The organism is Halomicrobium sp. HArcht3-1 (assembly GCF_058933345.1).
This window is the reverse complement of record NZ_JBZYDM010000002.1, coordinates 240,962-259,755: the sequence shown is the minus strand read 5'-3', so window position 1 is coordinate 259,755 and position 18,794 is coordinate 240,962. Positions and strand designations below refer to the sequence as shown.

16 protein-coding genes and 1 pseudogene are annotated in these 18,794 nt (G+C 62.8%); 12 read left to right on the top strand and 5 right to left on the bottom strand.

Annotation, left to right across the window (positions count from 1 at the left end):
* The first annotated feature begins 57 nt into the window (after nt 1-57).
* Complete coding sequence (locus AC5FRW_RS04370; protein ID WP_493567207.1) at nt 58-2,646, top strand: DEAD/DEAH box helicase; 2,589 nt, start codon at nt 58-60, stop codon at nt 2,644-2,646.
* A 171-nt stretch (nt 2,647-2,817) separates the two neighbouring features.
* A pseudogene (locus AC5FRW_RS04365) lies at nt 2,818-3,003 on the top strand (redoxin domain-containing protein); the annotation flags it as partial.
* 47 nt (nt 3,004-3,050) lie between these two features.
* On the opposite strand, the gene AC5FRW_RS04360 reads toward AC5FRW_RS04365, so the two are convergent.
* Complete coding sequence (locus tag AC5FRW_RS04360; protein ID WP_493567386.1) at nt 3,051-3,317, bottom strand: hypothetical protein; 267 nt, start codon at nt 3,315-3,317, stop codon at nt 3,051-3,053.
* Between the two features lie 65 nt (nt 3,318-3,382).
* Nucleotides 3,383-4,042, bottom strand: coding sequence for an Sjogren's syndrome/scleroderma autoantigen 1 family protein (locus AC5FRW_RS04355; RefSeq protein ID WP_493567206.1), 660 nt, complete (start codon nt 4,040-4,042; stop codon nt 3,383-3,385).
* An 83-nt stretch (nt 4,043-4,125) separates the two neighbouring features.
* Here AC5FRW_RS04355 and AC5FRW_RS04350 point away from each other — a divergent pair, with 83 nt between their 5' ends.
* Nucleotides 4,126-4,365: a hypothetical protein gene (locus AC5FRW_RS04350; RefSeq protein WP_493567205.1), complete on the top strand. Its 240-nt coding sequence runs from the start codon at nt 4,126-4,128 to the stop codon at nt 4,363-4,365.
* Nucleotides 4,366-4,458: 93 nt separating this feature from the next.
* Nucleotides 4,459-5,376, top strand: coding sequence for a malate dehydrogenase (gene mdh / locus AC5FRW_RS04345; RefSeq protein WP_493567204.1), 918 nt, complete (start codon nt 4,459-4,461; stop codon nt 5,374-5,376).
* A 94-nt stretch (nt 5,377-5,470) separates the two neighbouring features.
* On the opposite strand, the gene AC5FRW_RS04340 is transcribed toward mdh, so the two are convergent.
* Nucleotides 5,471-7,348 carry a hypothetical protein gene (locus AC5FRW_RS04340; protein WP_493567203.1) on the bottom strand — a complete coding sequence of 626 codons (1,878 nt, stop codon included), beginning with the start codon at nt 7,346-7,348 and terminating at the stop codon, nt 5,471-5,473.
* A gap of 181 nt (nt 7,349-7,529) precedes the next feature.
* The gene (locus AC5FRW_RS04335; RefSeq protein WP_493567202.1) at nt 7,530-8,204 is read right to left on the bottom strand and encodes a helix-turn-helix domain-containing protein; all 675 of its coding nucleotides are present in this window, start codon (nt 8,202-8,204) and stop codon (nt 7,530-7,532) included.
* A 91-nt stretch (nt 8,205-8,295) separates the two neighbouring features.
* Here AC5FRW_RS04335 and AC5FRW_RS04330 point away from each other — a divergent pair, with 91 nt between their 5' ends.
* The 8 genes from AC5FRW_RS04330 to AC5FRW_RS04295 all read left to right on the top strand — a co-directional run bounded on the left by AC5FRW_RS04330 (nt 8,296) and on the right by AC5FRW_RS04295 (nt 18,549).
* Nucleotides 8,296-9,324, top strand: a complete 1,029-nt coding sequence (locus AC5FRW_RS04330) for an ABC transporter ATP-binding protein (RefSeq protein ID WP_493567201.1) — start codon at nt 8,296-8,298, stop codon at nt 9,322-9,324.
* Entirely contained in the window at nt 9,321-10,199 is an 879-nt protein-coding gene (locus AC5FRW_RS04325) for an ABC transporter permease (RefSeq protein ID WP_493567200.1), read from the top strand. Before AC5FRW_RS04330 ends, AC5FRW_RS04325 begins: the two co-directional genes overlap by 4 nt.
* A 221-nt stretch (nt 10,200-10,420) precedes the next feature.
* Nucleotides 10,421-13,093: an efflux RND transporter permease subunit gene (locus AC5FRW_RS04320; RefSeq protein ID WP_493567199.1), complete on the top strand. Its 2,673-nt coding sequence runs from the start codon at nt 10,421-10,423 to the stop codon at nt 13,091-13,093.
* A 208-nt stretch (nt 13,094-13,301) separates the two neighbouring features.
* Entirely contained in the window at nt 13,302-14,156 is an 855-nt protein-coding gene (locus tag AC5FRW_RS04315; RefSeq protein ID WP_493567198.1) for a UbiA family prenyltransferase, read from the top strand.
* A gap of 28 nt (nt 14,157-14,184) precedes the next feature.
* Entirely contained in the window at nt 14,185-15,501 is a 1,317-nt protein-coding gene (locus AC5FRW_RS04310; protein WP_493567197.1) for a cytochrome P450, read from the top strand.
* A gap of 217 nt (nt 15,502-15,718) precedes the next feature.
* Nucleotides 15,719-16,600, top strand: a complete 882-nt coding sequence (locus AC5FRW_RS04305) for an ABC transporter permease (protein WP_493567196.1) — start codon at nt 15,719-15,721, stop codon at nt 16,598-16,600.
* Nucleotides 16,601-16,728: 128 nt separating this feature from the next.
* Nucleotides 16,729-17,337: a hypothetical protein gene (locus tag AC5FRW_RS04300; RefSeq protein ID WP_493567195.1), complete on the top strand. Its 609-nt coding sequence runs from the start codon at nt 16,729-16,731 to the stop codon at nt 17,335-17,337.
* A 330-nt stretch (nt 17,338-17,667) separates the two neighbouring features.
* Nucleotides 17,668-18,549 carry an ABC transporter permease gene (locus AC5FRW_RS04295; RefSeq protein ID WP_493567194.1) on the top strand — a complete coding sequence of 294 codons (882 nt, stop codon included), beginning with the start codon at nt 17,668-17,670 and terminating at the stop codon, nt 18,547-18,549.
* A 95-nt stretch (nt 18,550-18,644) separates the two neighbouring features.
* On the opposite strand, the gene AC5FRW_RS04290 is transcribed toward AC5FRW_RS04295, so the two are convergent.
* Entirely contained in the window at nt 18,645-18,767 is a 123-nt protein-coding gene (locus tag AC5FRW_RS04290) for a hypothetical protein (protein WP_493567193.1), read from the bottom strand.
* Nucleotides 18,768-18,794 lie beyond the last annotated feature (27 nt).

The window sequence follows — 18,794 nt, the reverse complement described above, 5'->3', positions numbered from 1 at the left end:
CCACTTTCACCGCGGTACGCGAACGCTTAAACTGATTCCCGGCCAAAGCCCGCACAGATGGCCCAGTCCGACGCCGACGCCGGGAGCGACGACGCCCGCGTGGAGCATCCCCTGATCACGCCGGGCCTGCTCGAACGACGCCAGTACCAGCGAACGCTGGCCGAGCAGGCGCTTGACGACCACACCCTCGTCTGTCTCCCGACCGGGCTGGGCAAGACGACCGTCTCCTTGCTCGTCACCGCCGAGCGGATACAAGATGCGGCGTGGAAGTCCCTCCTGCTCGCCCCGACCAAACCGCTCGTCCAGCAACACGCCGAGTTCTACCGCGAAGCCCTGCAGGTGCCCGACGACGAGATCGTCGTCTTCACCGGGGACGTGCGCCCGGCCAAACGAGCCGACCTCTGGAACGACGCCCGGGTCGTCATCGCGACCCCACAGGTCGTCGAGAACGACCTCGTCGGGAATCGCATCTCGCTTTCCTCGGTCACCCACTGTACCTTCGACGAGTGTCACCGCGCCACGGGTGACTACGCCTACAACTACATCGCCGAACGCTACCACGAGGACGCCGACGACCCGCTCGTGACGGCGATGTCGGCCTCGCCGGGTGGCGACGAGGAAGAGATCCTCACCGTGTGTGAGAACCTCGGGCTGCGCGAGGTGGCCGTGATGACCGAGGACGACGCCGACGTGGCGAAATACACCCACGATACGGACGTCGACTGGAAACGCATCGAGTTGCCCGAGACCGTCATCGAGATCCGCGACGCGATCAACGACGTGGTCAAAGACCGCCTGACAAAGCTCAAGGAACTGGGCGTCACTTCGACGACCCAGCCCGACGTGTCCGAACGCGAGATACAGAAGATACAGGGTCAGCTGTCGGAGCTGATGGACAACGACCAGAGCGAGGGCTACAGCGGCATGAGCCTGCTCGCGGAGATCCGCAAGCTCAGGACCGCCGTCACCTACGCCGAGACCCAGAGCGTCGAGGCGCTGCGCCGATACTTCGAGCGCCAGAAGGAGGCAGCCCGCTCCTCCGGTGCGTCGAAGGCCGACCAGCGCCTCGTCTCCGACCCGAAGGTGATGGAGGCGATGCGGAAAGCCGAGAACTTCACCGACCTGCACCCGAAGTTCCGCCGCACCCGGATGTTGCTGGCCGAGACACTGGGTATCGAGAACGGCGAGCGCGTCATCGTCTTTACCGAATCGCGGGACACCGCCGAGACGCTGACCGATTTCCTCTCCGATCACTTCGAGACCCAGAAGTTCGTCGGCCAGAGCGACACCGACGGCAGCGACGGGATGACCCAGAACGAACAACAGGAGACGCTGGATCGGTTCCGCGCCGGTGAGTTCGAGGTGCTGGTCTCGACCTCCGTCGCCGAGGAGGGACTGGACGTGCCCGAGGTCGATCTGGTCCTCTTTTACGAACCCGTCCCCACCGCGATCCGGTCGATCCAACGCAAGGGCCGAACCGGTCGCCAGACCGAGGGCAACGTCGTCGTGTTGCTCGCCGAGGACACCCGCGACGAGGCCTACTTCTGGAAGTCACGACAGGACGAGAAACGCATGGAGAGTGAACTGCGGACGCTGAAAAACGTCGCCGGCCAACTGGAGTCGAAACTGGGGGTCGAGCAGGCCGATGTCGAAGAGTTCGAGGACAGCGAGGCGCGCGACGAGCGCAGCGAGGAGGGGGCCTCGGAACAGCGAGCGGGAGCGAAGCGACACGCGAGCAGCGAGGACGACCAGCGGGAGTCCTCGGGTCGTGCGAGCGGGGCGGAACGACCCGCGAACGACGAGGCGCGCGACGAGGCGACTGACACGACCGCGGGCCAGCAGAGCGACGACGAGGGGCAGGCCGGTCTCGATGCCTTCAGTGGAAGTGAAGCGTCGGAGTCGCCATCGGGCGAAAGCGACGGCGAGAGCGACAGCAGCGACGACACTCCATCGGAAACGGAGGGGTCGACGCCGGAACCCCACGCCGACGGCGAGGACGTGGCAATCGTCGCCGACCAGCGCGAACTAGACTCGACGATCGCACGGGATCTCTCGACTCGCGAGGGCGTCCGGACCGAACTGGAAACGCTGGCGGTCGGGGACTACGTTCTCTCTGATCGGGTCGTCGTCGAACGCAAGACCGTCTCGGACTTCCTCGATACACTGACCGGCGGCGACCGCTCGATGTTCGAGCAGGTCGGCGACGCCACCCGCTACTACGCCCGCCCGGTCGTCGTCATCGAGGGCGAGAACCTCTATGGCGAGCGCAACGTCCACCACAAAGCGATCCAGGGCGCACTGGCGTCGCTGGCGGTCGACTTCGGCGCGAGCATCCTTCGGACGAGTGACGAGGGCGAGACCGCCGACTTACTGGAGACGATCGCCCGCCGCGAGCAAGACGAGTCCGATCGAGAAGTGAGCGTCCACGGCGAGAAGCAATCCAAGACCCTGACCGAACAGCAGGAGTACGTCGTCACCTCGGTCGCCGAAGTCGGTCCGGTGACCGCGCGGGCGATGCTCGAACACTTCGGCAGCGTCGAAGCCGTGATGACCGCCGACGCCGAGGACCTGATGGAAGTCGAAGGTGTGGGTGAGGTGACCGCCGAACGGTTTCGGGAAGTCGTGGGCAGTAGGTTCGAGGGATGATTCGCCCAGCGAGCGCGTTCATGCGCGAGGCGTGGATCATTCCGAGTTGAGGGATGATTCGCCCAGCGAGCGCGTTCATGCGCGAGGCGTGGATCAGCCCTGTGTCGATCGCCACGCTGGACTAGGTTTAAGATCGTTTAGTCAGCACTTGTTCTCGGGGGTCACGAGAGCGTGAGCACGAGCCAGACAGTCGGAGATGTATCGCTCGAATTTACACTGCCCGACGCTACTGCGGGGGGAGCACTGCTCTCGTCGTCTGCTCTCGCGGCAAACCACGACGCTGTGCTGGTCGTCCTCCTGCGAAGTCACTACTGTCCGCTCTGTCGTGAGATCGTCCAATCGCTCGCGGACGCGTACCAGTCCTTCGCGGCCCGGTCGACGGCCGTCGTCCCGGTGTTGCCAGATCAGGTCGAACGGGGGCGGTCTGGCAACGGCGCTACGAACTGCCGTTTCCGTTCCTGGCCGATCCCGACCCGTCGAGCGACGAAGACCGGTTCGATACGTTCGATCAGTATCAGCGACACCTGCGAGAGCTGCCGGCTGCCGTCCTGTGCCGGACCAGCGAGGACGGGGACGGGGATCTGACGGCGGTCAGGGCGTTCGGTGGAGACACGCCACAGGAGTTCCCAGCAGTCGAAGAGATCGTCACGGCAATCGAGACCTGCACACACGACGGGGCCACCACGGAGGCAGGCCCACGAGCGGATTCCTGATCGCCCGGTGGAGTCGTCGATCCTCAGAAGCCGGTCTCGTCGAGCGTCGCAGCGGCCTCGCGGGCGGCTTCGAGATATTCCAGTGTGGCTCGCGGGCTGTCGGCGTCGCGGGCACGCTGGGCGTAGGTCTCGATCGTCTGGGCGAGGAGCGTCTGTGCGTTCGCGAGGTGCTCGCTCGCTGCCGTCGCACCGCTCGACGGTGCCGGCGCTGCGGATTGGTCGGTCGACGGCGCGGTGTCCGTCGTCGCCGGATCGACCGACGGTGCCGAGTGGGGCTGGCCGACCTCGCCCGACGGCTCCCTGGTCGCTGCTGGGGACTGTGGGTCCGGTGTTGACTGTGCGGTTCCGTTCGTCTGTGCCGACGGCTCCGGCTCGTCGGCCGTCTCGGATTGGTCGCCAAAGTGGACCGTCGCGTCGTCGCTCGGGGTCGTCATCTCGATGTTGTCGCCAGCGTCCTCGGTGCCTGCCTCGCCCCGGTCGACCGGGCGCTGACAGCTCGGACAGAACTCCTGCCCGTCGTAGCGAAAGATCGGATCGCCACAGTTGTTGCAGTGGGCGTTGGTCATCGTCGCGCCCTTCAACAGTAGTTCGCTCATCTGTTCGGTCGCCGCACGGTCGTCCTCGTCGTCGCCGTACTTCTCGCGAAGTTTCTCGCGTTCGGCCTCTTTGTCGAAGTCGCTCATATCCGTATCCTGGCCGTCAGGGCGAAAAGGGTTTGCGGGAAAGACTCATCGTCCGGCGTGAACAACGGGGGGACGTGTCCTTCGTGAGCGCGCTCGTCGTGTTTCTGGTCGGCTACGTGTCCGGTCGAATTACGCTCTGGCTGGCCGAACTCGCCGCCATCGTCGCACTCGTACTGGCCGTTCTCGGTCTCACCGCCCCCACCGTCGTGAGCGGGGTCGTCGAAGGTGTCCTGACGGCGTACTACGCCGGCAACGAACTCCTCTTTCTCTCGGGGTTCCTGTTCGGTGTCGCACACGACCAGTACGACGACACGTCGTCGTAACGCTGTGTCCCCCAATTCGACGGGAGAGACACCGCACGCGTGTTGCACGCTCCGACACGTTTTTCGTTCAGCCGTCCGGTGGTATCAAATGCCATGACAAAGGTAAGCGTCGTCGGCGCGGCTGGTACCGTTGGTGCCGCAGCGGGCTACAACATCGCCTTGCGCGACATCGCGGACGAACTCGTCTACGTCGACATCCCCGATCAAGAGGACGTAACGATCGGACAGGCCGCAGACACCAACCACGGGGTCGCCTACGACTCGAACACCACGATCCGGCAGGGCACCTACGAGGACACCGCTGGCTCGGACGTGGTCGTCATCACGGCCGGCATCCCACGCCAGCCCGGACAGACACGGATCGATCTGGCGGGCGACAACGCGCCGATCATGGACGACATCGGCTCGTCGCTCGCGGAGTACAACGACGACTACGTGACGATCACCACCTCGAACCCGGTCGACCTGCTGAACCGTCACCTCTACGAGACCGGTGATCGGGCCCGCGAGAAAGTGATCGGCTTCGGCGGGCGACTCGACTCGGCGCGTTTCCGATACGTGCTTGCCGAACGGTTCGACACACAGGTCCAGAACGTCGAGGCGACCATCCTCGGCGAGCACGGCGACGCACAGGTCCCGGTGTTCTCGAAGGTCCGCATCGACGGCGAAGATCCCGACTTCTCCGAGGACGAACGAGCGGAGATTCTCGGCGAACTCCAAGAGAGCGCAATGGACGTGATCGAACGCAAGGGTGCGACCGAGTGGGGGCCGGCGACCGGCGTCGCCCACATGGTCGAGGCGGTCCTGCGAGATACCGGCGAGGTGCTGCCCGGCTCGGTCGTGCTGGACGGCGAGTTCGGCTACGAAGACACCGCCTTCGGCGTCCCGGTCAAACTCGGTTCGAACGGGGTCGAGGAAGTCGTCGAGTGGGACGTAGACGACTACGAACGAGAGCTGATGGCCGAGGCCAGCGAGAAGCTCAGCGAGCAGTACGAGAAGCTGTCCGAGTGACAGTCTCTGATCGGTGGTGGGACGACGGGTGCTGAGCGGGCACCGCCACGGCGAACCGAGCGCCAGCGGACCACCGTCGCCCCTCCAGAACTGATTACCGGGTGTTTTCGTACATCCCCAGGGCCTTGAGCACTCCAGCTTGTGTCGTCGCGACCGTGCTGTATCCGAGGCCACCCCAGTTGTACATGACCTTGTGGACCGGCCACGAGCCGTCCGACTGCTGGGTTTCGACGAGGTAGTCGACCCCTCGCTCGACTGCGGGCGCAGCCGGATCGACGCCCGCGGCGAGGAGTGCCTGTAGGGCCCACCCGGTCTGTGTCGGTGTCGACGCAGCAGTCTGGTAGGACACATCGAGTGGATTCGGTTCGCTCGCGTCGTACGCGCTGTCCTCGCCCCACCCACCGTCTTCGTTCTGTCGTGCTCGGAGGGCTTGAGCGGCGTCGGCAACGAGCGGCCGGTCGGCGCCGACGCCGACCTGCCTGAGACCACGGAGGATGCGGGCCGTTGCGTAGGTGAACCCCTGGCCCCAGACACCGATCCACATGTCGTTGGCCGCCCGCGCGTCGTCGAGGAACGAAACGGCGGCGCGGATCTGTTCGTTGTCGATCGAGTAGCCCAGTTTCCCGAGTGCCGAGAGCGCACCACCGGTCACGTCCGGTGATCGATTGCTGCCGAAAAACCGCCGGTAGAGGCCGTCGTCGATCCTCGGTTTGACGCGTTCGATCTCCGCATCGTCGAGCGGGTCGAAGTCCGTGGTAAACGTCGACCAACTGCCGTCGCTGTTCTGCACATCGAGCAAGAACTGCCCGTGTTCGGAGAGTGGCGTGCCCGCGAACGAAGAGAGCACCTCGACTGCGATCGACGTGTCGTCCCAATCCGAGTAGATGTGGGGCATGTAACCCCAGCCGGCACCGTGATGCGTCCGGAACGGGGCAGGCTGGCGATCGAGCGTCGTCCCGTCGGGATCGACCGACGACTGCGGGTTACGGGCCTCGTAGAGCCATGCAGCGGCAGCGCGGAGCCGCGAATCGTCCGTGTCGATACCGGTCTCGTGGAGCGCGTCGATCGCGTGGGCGGTGTCCCAGACCGGGAGCCGCCAGATTTCGACCCGCCCCGCCTCAGTGAGTCTGTTCTCAGCGATCCAGTCGACGGGGTACCGTACCACGTCACTGGACCCGTCGTAGCCACGTGCTGAGAGCGCAAAGGTCGCGAGCACCGTCACTGTCGACGTGCCCCAGGCGCCGTTCGTGAGTCGGCGACTGCGCAGGACGCGTTCGAGGCATCGCTGTAGCTTCCGCTCCCGGCGCCCGAGTGATCCCTCGTAGGCGGCCGACCCGATCAGGTAATCGGCGCTCATGACACCGATGAACGGGTCCCGAATGATATTATCCTGCGCGGCAATCGTCGCTCCCTCGAACGCTTCGGTGTAGGAGAGTAACCGACCGATCTGGAGCGGGGCGTCCCGGGGGAACAGCTCCTCGTAGGTGTACTCGTTCGACATCACGGCGTAGATGAGCCGGAGGTCGTAGGTCGCACCGGTGTCTGCGGACGGATCGTCGCGTGCGATCGCTGGTACGAGTCGCTGTTCGTCAGCTTCGATCTCGGTTTCTACCTCCGTCAGCAACCGGTCGTACTCGTCGTCCAGCCGGTCGAACAGTAGGAGCGCACCGTAGTTCGTGACGCGGTCCCCCCATCCTGCCCCTGACGAGCGCTGATCGAGCAGATAGGACACGCACCGTTCTTTCGCGGCCGGTCGTTCGTCGAGGTGCGCCAGTAACAGCGCATAGTAGAGCGTCTGCCGCAGATGCCCGAACTCACCCGTCCCCCGAACCGTCGTATCCCAGTGGGCCTCGTCTTCACCGCGTCGGTTGTCGAACAGCCAGGAGCGAGCGGCCTCGATCGACCGACCGACGCGATCATCGGGAAGTGGAGCAGTCTCTTGATCACCCGTGTCTGATCCGGAGTTCGACACGACAGGGGCGACAGATGCCACCCCACTCAAAAATTCGCGCCGCAGCAGTGTCGAAATGTGGTTCACGCGACAAGCTTTCGATATTATATACCTAAATCTTATGGTGTAATTTAGCACCAGTCACAAACAACGATGGCCCCGCTATCACGCGGCGAGATCACCGGTTCCGGCAGGAAACACGTCACATCGACGGACCGAACTTGTCGAGAACGGCGTTGATTACCTTCGCCTCGGCCTTCTGCAGGTGGTTGCTCACTGTCACCGGCGCACACCCGAGTTCGTCGGCCACGTCTTCATGGGTCGCCCCACGAGGCTGCTCGTAGTATCCCAGCGCGTGAGCGATCTCGAGCGCTTCCCGCTGTCGCTCGCTCAACGTCGAGACCGGATCGTCGAGTGCACCGTTGAAGCGGCCGATCTCGTCGATCTGGATGTCGAGCGAATCGGGCGTATCGTCGAGGGCCTGCTGGAGGGGTTCAGGGTCACCGACGCCGCGCCCGTACATTTTGCCGTCACGGTAGATGAGGGGGGTGCGAAGCACGAGCCCACCCTGGGAACTCGCTCGCTGGAGCGCATCGTACATCGGTGTCTCCAGCGAATTGACGACGACGACCGCGTAGGTGACTCCCTCCTGGGTGTCCGAGAGCGTGACCGACGTGACGCCCGGCGTGTCTGTCGCCGTGTCACCGAAGGTCGTCGGATCACCGTGGATTGCGAACAGATAGTTGTCGACCCCATCCAGCGTCGTGTTGACATCGAGGACACGGGCTTCTTCGATCTCGGCCGAGTTCGCGAGCAGATTGAAAAGCGGCGGTGCCCGCTCCGGATCGATGCGCACAGTCGCCTGGATGTATTTCATATATCTCAGAGTTTCTTCTGTATTAATAAAACCCCTGTCTATACCTCACAAAATACTATTCAACGAGGGTTTAGAGTGACGTAACCAACGTATGGCAGAGTCTGCGGGACCCAACAAGACAGCGCACAGAACAAACGAACGTCTGCTCTCGGTCGACGTTGAGGATCTCCGTCTGACCTACTCTGACGGGACGGAAGCCGTCAAGGAAATTTCCCTTTCGATCCCCGAAGGTGAGTTCTTCGGGTTTCTCGGTCCGAACGGCGCCGGGAAGACGACGACGATCAAGATGCTGGCGACGCTCCTCGAACCGACCGGGGGGGAAGTGACCATCAACGGCTACGACGCCACGACCGAACAGACCGCCGTCCGAGGGACGATCGGCTATATGGCACAGGAGATCAGCGTCGACGAGGAACTGACCGCCCGTGAGAATCTCCGATTCGCGTGCGAGGCCTACGGCGTCCCACGAGGTGACCGAGGTGACCGCATCGAGGAACTGCTCGACCTCGTCGACCTCGTCGATGTCAGCGACACCCCCGCCGAGCAGTTCTCCGGCGGGATGAAAAAACGGTTGGACGCCGCTACCGCCCTCGTCCACGATCCAGCACTGGTGTTCCTCGACGAGCCTACGACTGGACTCGACCCCAAGGCTCGAAACCGGCTGTGGGACTACTTCGAGCGCATCAACGACGAAGGGACCACGATCTTCCTCACCACGCAGTACCTCGAAGAAGCGGACGCACTCTGTGACCGCCTCGCGGTCATCCGCGACGGGGTCATCGTCGAAGACGGCTCGCCAGACGATCTGAAACGTCGCGTCGGCGGTGAAATCCTCGATATCAACGTTGAGGGGGGGACCGACGCCGTGGACTCGGCCGCCGAAATCGCTCGAGGAAGCGATCTGTTCGAGGCAGACGCGACGGTCGAAACGACGACCGACGGTGTCCGGGTGACGACGGAGAGGGCGAGTACGCACGGGACGGATCTGTTGGTCGCCCTCCGCGATGCGGACGTGACCGTGACTGGATTCGACATTCAGGAAGCCTCGCTGGACGACGTGTTCCTCGCCATCGCCGACGACCGTGTCGACGATCTCGACGTGAACGGAGACACAGAATGAGCACGCCGAACCTCGACGCCGAAGGGAGCCGACAGACGCCCGCGGGGAACAGTTTCCTCGGCGACATCTGGGTCAATTTCAAGCGCTGGAACCGAAAGGCGATGCGGAATCCGACCGCCGTCTTCATCGATGTCGTCATGGCAGTGCTCTCGCTGCTGATGTTCACCGCTGTGTTCGGCGAGGCCGGTGCCCTGGCGATAGAGCAGAGCGGTTTCAGTGATATCAGTTACGTGACCTTCCTCGTCCCAGCCGTCGTCGTGCAGGTATCGATGGCGTCGTCGATCTCCTCGGGCATGGGGCTGGTCGAAGACCTCCAGAGCGGAATGTTCGAGAAAGTCGTCGTTACGCCGATGGGGTGGACCGCGGTCTTCGCCGGCAAAGCCGCCGCCGAACTCCTCCGGATCGTCCTTCAGGTCCTGATCGTCCTCGGCCTCGGTGTGGCGATGGGTGGCACCATCGAGACCGGCGTCTTCGGTGTCGTCGGCATCGTCGCCGTCTGTCTCCTCTTCGGAACCTGGTACATGTCGGTCGCGAACATCATCGCGTTGCTGACGCGTGATCAGGAGGCCCTCGACGGGGCCGCGTACGCACTCCTGTTCCCACTGCTGTTCATCTCGTCGGCGTTCCTGCCGGTGTCGACGCTCTCGGGAATCCCGCAGGTCATCGCGAAAATCAATCCTGTCACCTACGCCGTCGACGCGGTCCGTGCGATCGTGCTGGATCGCGACGTGATGACAGTACTCGCCGTCGATCAGTTCGGCGGGCTGTACGATACGCTCGTCCCGGCGGTTGCCGTCCTTCTCGTACTGAACGTCGTCTTCGGGGCGGCGACCGTCGTCCTCCTGTCGCGGGCGAGCAGCTCACAGGCCGACTGATCACCACGGTTGTTCACAGGGTAATAAAACCCCCAGCTATACCTCACAGAACCCTCTCGGACGTAGACCGGGTCCACCGAAACAATGCCAACGGACCCACGTACGAACGTCGACGGGCTGACCCGTTTGACTCGCTGGGAGTCGACAGGACGGGCCGCCCGGCGTTCGCTCGAACAGAACCGATCGACGACAGCGAGCGGCGTCATGCCGGTGAGAAGCTGATGTCGGTGATCGATCGCATCGCTTCGGCCGTCACCGAGTACAGTTGGGCGGTTGTTCTCCTGATGGTGCTGACGACCGCCGTCCTCGGTGCCGGCATGAGCGGTATCGAACAGTCCTCCGGTACCAGCGGTCTCGACGGGGAGTCCGAGGCCGCCGCGGCGTACAGCGAGATCAGGAACCACTTCTCGACGCGTCCGGCCAACACGACAGTGACCATGATTGCGGTGGAAAACGAGAGCGGGAACGCCCTCTCGAAGGCGTCGCTGATTCGCACACTCGAGTACCAGCGCGCCTTGCAAAACAACCACACCGTGAACCGCACGCTCGTCGACGACGACGCGACGGTCAGCGTCGCGAACGTGGTCGCGCGAGCGGCCATCGCCAGGGAGCGACGCCAACGGCTGTGTGACTGCGTCATCACAGGCTGGAACGGCTCGACGGCCCAATCGCGGACCCAGCCATCCACAGCGAACGGGACGGGTTCGGTGAACGCGACGACCGGGGGGAGCACCGCGACCGAACCGCCGACACTGGACGAACAGATCGAGCAGTTACGCTCGATGGATGGAGCGACGGTCGCAGCCGTCGTCGAACAGGTCCTCGATCCCGACCGTGAGACGGCAGCGCGACGGGCGGCGTACCGACTGCTCCCGCGTGACTACGAGCCCGGGACGGCGACCGCAGACACGCACCTACTGGTGATGACCCAGCAGACAGACGGCACTGTCCAGGTCGATGTCGCGCTCTCCGATCGCGTCGCGGACGGGCAGCGCGCCGCACGGTCCATCGCCAAAGATCAGCCTGCCACGGAGAACTACTACGTCTTCGGGGGCGGGCTGTTGAGCGGTCAGCAGTCACAGGCCATGGCTGACAGCCTCTCGATCCTCGGTCCGCTGGCGCTCCTGTTCGTCCTGTTGGCGCTGACGATCGCGTACCGCGATCCGATCGACATTGCGCTCGGGCTCGTGGGCGTCCTCGTTGTCCTGATCTGGACGTTCGGAGCCATGGGTTGGCTCGGGTTCAAGTTCAATCAGACGATGATCGCGGTCCCGATACTACTCATCGGGCTCTCGGTCGACTACGCGCTCCACGTCGTCATGCGATACCGAGAGGAACGCGAAGGCGACGACGACGGACCACGGACCGCGATGCGGCGTGCGCTTGTCGGTGTCGGCCCAGCACTCGTGCTCGTCACGGCGACGACCGCAATCGGGTTCCTGGCGAATCTCACGAGCGCCCTCCCCGATATCCGGGTGTTCGGGATCGTCTCCGCTGTCGGTATCGTCGCCACACTGTTCGTCTTCGGTATCTTCGTTCCGGCACTCAAGACCGCAGTTACCGCTCTCCTCTCCCGCTTCGGACTCGACCGGAGTGCCTCGTCGCTCGGCTCCACCGGACCGATCCGCCGAGTGCTAGAGGGCGGGGCTTCGATCGCGAACCACGCACCACTGGCGCTGGTCGTCGTCGCGGTGCTCCTGACGGCGGGGGGTGCCTACGGCGCGAGCCAGATCGACATCGCGACCCCGGAAACGGCGTTTATGGCGGACGAACCGCCGGAGTGGACAGAGGAGCTCCCAGAACAGGTCCGTCCGGGCGAGTTCTACCTCAAAGAGAATCGCCAGTTCATCTACTCGACGTTCCAGGCACCGGACATGCAGGGATACGTCTTGGTCGAGGGGAACGTGACTGACCCCGCAGTGCTCGATCGAACGGGCGCTGCCACCGATACCGCAGCGGCGTCGGACGCCGTCTTGCGTGGTCCGAACGACTCGCCCGAGATCGAAACACCGCTCACGGCGATGCAGCGTGCAGCACGGCAGAACGACAGCTTCAACGCGACCTTCCACCAGGCCGACACCGACGGTGATGGAGTTCCCGACCGCGACTTGGTGAGCGTCTACGACGCCTTCCACGCGGCGACGCCAGATCTGGCGACGCGAACACTGCGCCAGAGCGACGATGGCGAATACACTGCGATGCGACTTCGGATCGCGGTGGACGGCAACGTCGGCCGTGACGCAGCGGTCGCCCCGCTCGACGACGCAGCGGCCACGATGGAAACAGGCACCGATGTGGACGCCACGGCCACAGGCCCCCCCGTCATCGCGAAGAACCTGAACGACGGGCTGGCGACGACGCTCATCGAAAGTCTGAGCGTCACCCTCGTCGTCATCCTGGCGCTACTGACGATCGTCTTCCGGGTGACGAGAGGGAGCCTCACGCTCGGAGCGATGACGCTCGTTCCGGTCTTCTTCAGCGTCATCTGGCTCCTCGGCACGATGTCGTTCCTCGGCATTCCGATCGGATTCATCACGGCGCTCGTGGGGAGCATCTCGGTCGGTCTCGGCGTCGACTACGCCATTCACGTCAGCGAGCGGTTCGCCGAGGAGTGGCACGCGACGAAAGACGTCAACGTCGCACTGGTCCGTACCGTAACCGGCACCGGCAGCGCGCTGATGAGCAGTGCCGTGACGACGGCCGCCGGCTTCGGGGTACTGTCGTTCTCGCTGTTACCAGCGCTCCAGCAGTTCGGGATCGTGTTGGCACTCGGGATCGTGTACTCGTTCGTCGCGAGCGTGTACGTCCAGCCGAGCCTCCTTGCGCTGTGGAGTAAATACGAGACTGACGCCCCCACCACGTCCGGCGCCGGCGTGCCCGCCGGAGACGACTGATCGGAGAGGGTATCGATCTTCCGGGGGGACACTACCTACCATCCATTATAAAATTATTATTTATACATACATATCGGAAGTAATTTATCGTACTAATTTCCGAAAACTAGTGCGACAAATATGAGACAAGTACGGGTTGAAAGCAAGTCCCACGAGGCGATTGTTCGATCCAGCTGGAGACAGGACGGAACGGAGGCGATAGCCACAGTTGAACGGCCCGCCCGATTGCGTAGGGGGCGGTAATGTGAACGATAGATACACGGTGGCGGACATCTATAACCTATTCGTCAGTTGTAACCTTTATCTCAACGTCAACTCGGCACTCATCATCGTTATCGCCGCGTTGTTTCTCGGCGGTCGACCGCTCGACGCGGGAATCGGCCTCCTCACAGGGATATCGCTGATGACGTTCGTTTACATCGCCGATCGGATCAACGTCACCAAGGAAGATCGGATCAACAATCCTGGTCGGACTGCACTCGTAGAGAAGTACCGACGGGAACTGTTCGCCATCGCTGGGCTCGCGCTGCTCGTGTTCGAACTCTCGCTGGGTGTCACCGTATTCACACCGGATCCGAACGGACTGGCACGCGTAGCGCTGGGACACCTGCCGCTGATCGTGTTGCTCGGATACGACGAGATCAAGAACGTCCCATTCCCGCTCGATTCGCTCGCAGTCGCGTTCACCTGGGGATACATGCTCGTTTTCATTTACGTGTTCATCTCGGACCTGACGGTCACACCACTCGACGGGGGAGTGCTGTTCGCGAGCTGGTTCCTGATCGTGTTTGCGGGGCTCGAAGCGCGGAACGCGAAAGACATCGAAGGTGACAGAGAAGCTGGGAAAGTAACGATTGCGGCGCTGTGTGGACGACGAACCACCAGATACGTCGAAGTCGCAATCAAGTTAACCGGCGCTGCCGTCCTCGTCGCGGCCTCGAAAGACGTGTTCGTGGCTGTACTCCTGCTCGTACACTTGCTGTCACTACAGCTCTACAGCGTTCTGGAAACCGGGTTTCGGAACGAGCAAACGACCCAGCAGCCGAGCGCCTCGATAGAATAACCTGCAGAAACGAACGAGACTAATCACAATGACAGATACGACCACACTCCATACGCCCAATAGCGCTCCGGTGCTCGGACACGCGCTCGAGTACGCACGGGACCCGGTCGCTGCCATCGAAAAGTACGGAAGACGAGGGGATATCGTCGAGATCGAGACGCCAATTCAATCGTTCTATCTGGTGACCAGTCCGGACGTTATCCAGGAAATATTGGTTGAAAAACATGACCATTTCACTATCGGACCAGCCCAACAAGGGAGCTTCTCGGGGATTACCGATACTGCCGTCAACATGTCGACAGGTGACGACTGGAAGCAGCGTCGCAAGGCGATTCGGCCGTCGTTTACCGGTGATACCGTCGAAGCGTATCGCAGTCGCATGATCGACGAGGCCGTCGCGTCGGTCGACGAGTGGACGGAGGGGGAGACCTTCAGGTTGAAAGAACGGATGCGGGTGGTTACACTCCGGATGCTCGCCGACACCCTCCTGGGCATCGACATTCGGGGCGACGAAGATGTGGTCCTGAACGCGTCTGACGCGTTGATCGAGCGAGCGAACCTGCGACGGATCGGTCGGTATCTCCCCGACTGGATCCCGACACCCACTGCGCGACGGTTCGAACAGCGGGTGCAAGAACTCGACGCCTACGTTGATCAGTGTATTGACCCGGAACGTACCACTGACAGTCGAGACGACGTCTGTTCCGTACTCATGCGAGCGGCTGCACAGGGAGTCCTCTCAGAGACGGAGGTTCGGCACAACATCGTCGGGATGCTGTTGGCAGGGAATTCTTCCCCGGGGATCGCTCTGACACACGTCTGGCGACTGCTGAACGAACACCCGTCGGTGTACGACGCGTTGCGCTCTGAGTACGAGCGTCACGTGGACGGCGACCGACTCACGCCAGCGACTGTCGACGAACTATCCCTCACAGAGAACGTCATTTCCGAGGCGCTGCGACTGTATCCACCCACGGTGGGAGTCAATCGGATGGCCACCGCCTCCGTGACAGTCGGGGGATACGATTTCTCGGACGGAGCGCAGTTCCTCCTCCCGCAGTGGGTCCCTCATCGTGATCCACAGTTCTGGGACGAGCCAGAGACGTTCGATCCGTCCCGCTGGGAAGACGATGCGGACCGGCCACAGTTCGCGTACTTCCCGTTCAGCGGCGGTCCCCGGTTTTGTCCGGGGCAGAAAGTCGCGCGCCAAGAGATGAAGATCGCCCTCGCCGTGATGGTCGGTCGAACCCGTCTCGACGTTGCCGTCGACGGTCCACTCTCGTTTACGCCATCGATGACGCTCAGACCGACGACGACGCACCGCGCCACCGTCACCAGCGTCTGAGGGTGCTCGCGCGCCTCACAGGAGGTGTTGAATCGTCGGCAGCAGCGTGCCGAAGAATATTTATTTATTAGATTAGATAGTATAAGTAAATAGTGCTCGGAATAATACGACGCAGGTTCCAGAGACTCGGGGATTGCCCCGGACACGGGGAGCGACCCACGCTGACGGGTGGCCTCGAACGGGGAGCCACCAGCATACGCTGGAGGAGTGATCGCCGATGAGCGCTCGCGACCTGGGACTCGACGCCGAGCAGTCGAGTGATCGGGCCGGCAACACCGTTCTCGGGGACGTCTGGACGAACTTCAGACGATGGCATCGGAAGGCACTCCGCAACCCGTTCGTCGTCGTCGTTTCGTTACTCCAGCCCATCGTCACACTCCTCACGTTCGGTCTGCTGTTCGGGACCGCCGCGACGACCGTCATCGAACAGGCCGGCTTCGAGGGTGTCGACTACCTATCGTTCATTCTCCCGGTCGTCGTATTACAGGTGTCGTTGGGTTCGGCCCTCACATCGGGGATCGGTTTGGTCGACGACATCGAGAGCGGGATGTTCGAGAAGATCGGCGCCACACCGATGAGCTGGGGCGCCGTCTTCGCCGGCAAGACCGCCGCCGAACTCCTCCGTATCACCGGTCAAGTCGTGATCGTTCTCGGCCTCGCGGTCGCGCTCGGTGCCACCATCGAAACCGGACTCGCCGGAGTCGTGGGGATCGTATTCATCTGTCTGCTCGTCGCGATCTGGTTCACCGCCGTCTCGAACGTACTGGGACTGGTGACCCGTGACAGAGCGTCGATCAGCTCCAGTACGACGGTCCTCCAGTTTACCCTCCTCTTTCTCTCGTCAGGATTCCTGCCGCTGTCGGTCCTGCCGACCTGGATTCAGCGGTTCGCAGTGATCAATCCGGTCACCTACGCTGCCGACGCCGTCCGAGCACTCGTGCTCGATCGCGACGTGATGACTGTCCTCTCGATGGATCGATTCGGCGGCGTGTACGACACGCTCGTCCCAGCGCTCGCGATCCTGTTCGCACTGACAGTGGTGTGGTGCGGACTCGCGGTACTGCTCGCTCTCGGGGAGATCGACGGTAAACACAGCTGATGCTCACAGACCGTCCCACGACGGACCATGGCCGTTCGTTCGCGCCGAACAAATCCCGAAAAGGAGCCTGAAGGAAAGATTTGTTCCAAGATAGTAAGCGATGTAACTCTGCTTCGAGTGGTCGAAATATGTTCACGAACGCCGCCTACGGTATCGTCGACACGGTTACACAGCCGCGAGTGCTCCTCCCGGCACTCTTTCCCGTTATGGCGTATCTCGGCTGGAGACGCGACCAGACTGGCACGCTCCGATCACACCTCCTGGCAGTCCTTTGCATCGACGTTTTCGGATTCGTTCTCGTGATGGCGCTCGAATCTCTCCCGCTTGCCCCGGGAGTGATCAACGAGCTACAGGGGCTGGCACTGGTACTCGTCGCCGTCGTGATATACGCCGTCTGGACGTACAACGGATGGTCTCCCTTCATTCGGGGGTGGGCGCTCGTCGCGGCTGCGAGCGTCGCTCTCTGGCTCCCGGCTCGGACCATCCTCGTGCTCTCCGGCGGGCTACTCGTCCCGACCGCCTCGTTCATCTATCTTGCGTGGGCGGATCGGCGCCTCTCGGTGTTGTTCGTTCTCACTGGTTTCAGAATCGTGGCTGGGACCGGTGAGAACGGGACGAACGGGGTGCAAATTGTCGCCGCCCTGGCGCTCGCCGTCCTCGCAGTGCTCGCTGTCCGCGCGTTCTGGATCGACGGAGAATGGCGAGACAGACCATCACTGACGGGGTGGCTCCAGTGAAGCTCACTGACCAGGTGGCCCAATGAAGCTCACTAACGAGGTGGCCCAATGAAGCTCACTAACGAGGTGGCTCCAGTGTAGCGAGGTTGGAGGCCGATAACCGAGGCGCCTGGTGGCAAGATGGCGGTCCGAAACGACGGCGTCGGTGTCACGGAGCCAGAGAGTAGAGTGTAATCGTAAGAGGTTTAATTCAAAGAGATATGTGTATTGTACTAGAACTGTGTCAGCAGCAGACAGCCGAATCGACGACCGCCAGCGAATCTGTCCACGCCAGTGTTGTTCGATCGGGCCCGCCGAAAAGAAGGGGGTTCGGTCGAAGGGGTGTCCGCGATGAGTAGATCGGTAACTGACAGCCCAACCGGGCCACCGGCTGCTTCCCGCAAGGACACCGTTGTCGGTGATATCTGGACGAATTTCAAACGGTGGAATCGGAAAGCACTCCGCAACCCGTTCGTCATCGTCGTCGCCGTCGTCCAACCCGTCGCGTTTCTCTTACTGTTCACACAGGTGTTCAGTGCCGTCGGCGTGGCTGCGCTGGCCCCGTCTGACCTGAGTGGCGTCGACTACGTCACCTTTCTCGTTCCAGCCGTCGTCGTGCAAGCATCGCTGGCGTCGTCCATCGCCTCTGGTGTGGGCCTGGTCGACGACATCGAGAGCGGGATGTTCGAGAAGATCGGCGCCACACCGATGAGCTGGGGCGCCGTCTTCGCCGGGAAGGCCGCCGCCGAACTCCTCCGGGTCGCGCTGCAGGTCGTGATCGTTCTCGGCCTCGCGGTCGCGCTCGGTGCCACCATCGAAACCGGACTCGCCGGCGTCCTCGGAATCGTCCTGGTCTGCTTCGTCTTCGCGATCTGGTTCATGATCGTGTCGAACACGCTCGCCCTGATCACGACAGACCAGACAGTGATCACGATCGGGACGAATCTGCTACAGGCACCCCTTCTGTTTCTCTCATCGGGACTCTTACCGCTGGACGCGTATCCCACGCGGGTCCGTCCGCTCGCTGCAATCAACCCGGTGACGTACGCGGTTGACGGAGTTCGGAGCGTGATCGTCGGCCGGGACGTTGGATCCGTCGTCACTGTTGAATCCTTCGGTGGACTGTACGACACGCTCATCCCGTCTATGGCGATCCTCGTCGTACTCACTCTGGTATCCGTGGCGCTTGCGCGATCGCTCGTGACGCGCGCAGGTCACGACGCATTCCGCTGAGGGGGCAGCGACTGTCGTCGATCCGTGTCAGCGAGGGCTTGGAAAGGAGACACTGGGAGTGCCGTACAGCAGGTAACCGTGAGCGAGCTGAGGGCTCAGTTCTGCTCGGTGTCGCTGAACATCCGGGTTTGCCCCTCTGGCTCGACGAGATCTTCAGCCAGACCTTCACCGAGCAAGGAAGCCCATTCGTCGAGATGGGAGGGGTCGCGTCGGAGCATGACTGTACGCGTTGTGACTCCGGGCGA

What these genes read in the sequence shown, in the direction of transcription:
- AC5FRW_RS04370 (WP_493567207.1), top strand. Translation starts at nt 58, where the DNA reads ATGGCCCAGTCCGACGCCGACGCCGGGAGCGACGACGCCCGCGTGGAG.
- AC5FRW_RS04355 (WP_493567206.1), bottom strand. Translation starts at nt 4,042, where the DNA reads ATGAGCGACTTCGACAAAGAGGCCGAACGCGAGAAACTTCGCGAGAAG.
- mdh (WP_493567204.1), top strand. Translation starts at nt 4,459, where the DNA reads ATGACAAAGGTAAGCGTCGTCGGCGCGGCTGGTACCGTTGGTGCCGCA.
- AC5FRW_RS04335 (WP_493567202.1), bottom strand. Translation starts at nt 8,204, where the DNA reads ATGAAATACATCCAGGCGACTGTGCGCATCGATCCGGAGCGGGCACCG.
- AC5FRW_RS04330 (WP_493567201.1), top strand. Translation starts at nt 8,296, where the DNA reads ATGGCAGAGTCTGCGGGACCCAACAAGACAGCGCACAGAACAAACGAA.
- AC5FRW_RS04325 (WP_493567200.1), top strand. Translation starts at nt 9,321, where the DNA reads ATGAGCACGCCGAACCTCGACGCCGAAGGGAGCCGACAGACGCCCGCG.
- AC5FRW_RS04320 (WP_493567199.1), top strand. Translation starts at nt 10,421, where the DNA reads ATGTCGGTGATCGATCGCATCGCTTCGGCCGTCACCGAGTACAGTTGG.
- AC5FRW_RS04310 (WP_493567197.1), top strand. Translation starts at nt 14,185, where the DNA reads ATGACAGATACGACCACACTCCATACGCCCAATAGCGCTCCGGTGCTC.
- AC5FRW_RS04305 (WP_493567196.1), top strand. Translation starts at nt 15,719, where the DNA reads ATGAGCGCTCGCGACCTGGGACTCGACGCCGAGCAGTCGAGTGATCGG.
- AC5FRW_RS04300 (WP_493567195.1), top strand. Translation starts at nt 16,729, where the DNA reads ATGTTCACGAACGCCGCCTACGGTATCGTCGACACGGTTACACAGCCG.
- AC5FRW_RS04295 (WP_493567194.1), top strand. Translation starts at nt 17,668, where the DNA reads ATGAGTAGATCGGTAACTGACAGCCCAACCGGGCCACCGGCTGCTTCC.
- AC5FRW_RS04290 (WP_493567193.1), bottom strand. Translation starts at nt 18,767, where the DNA reads ATGCTCCGACGCGACCCCTCCCATCTCGACGAATGGGCTTCCTTGCTC.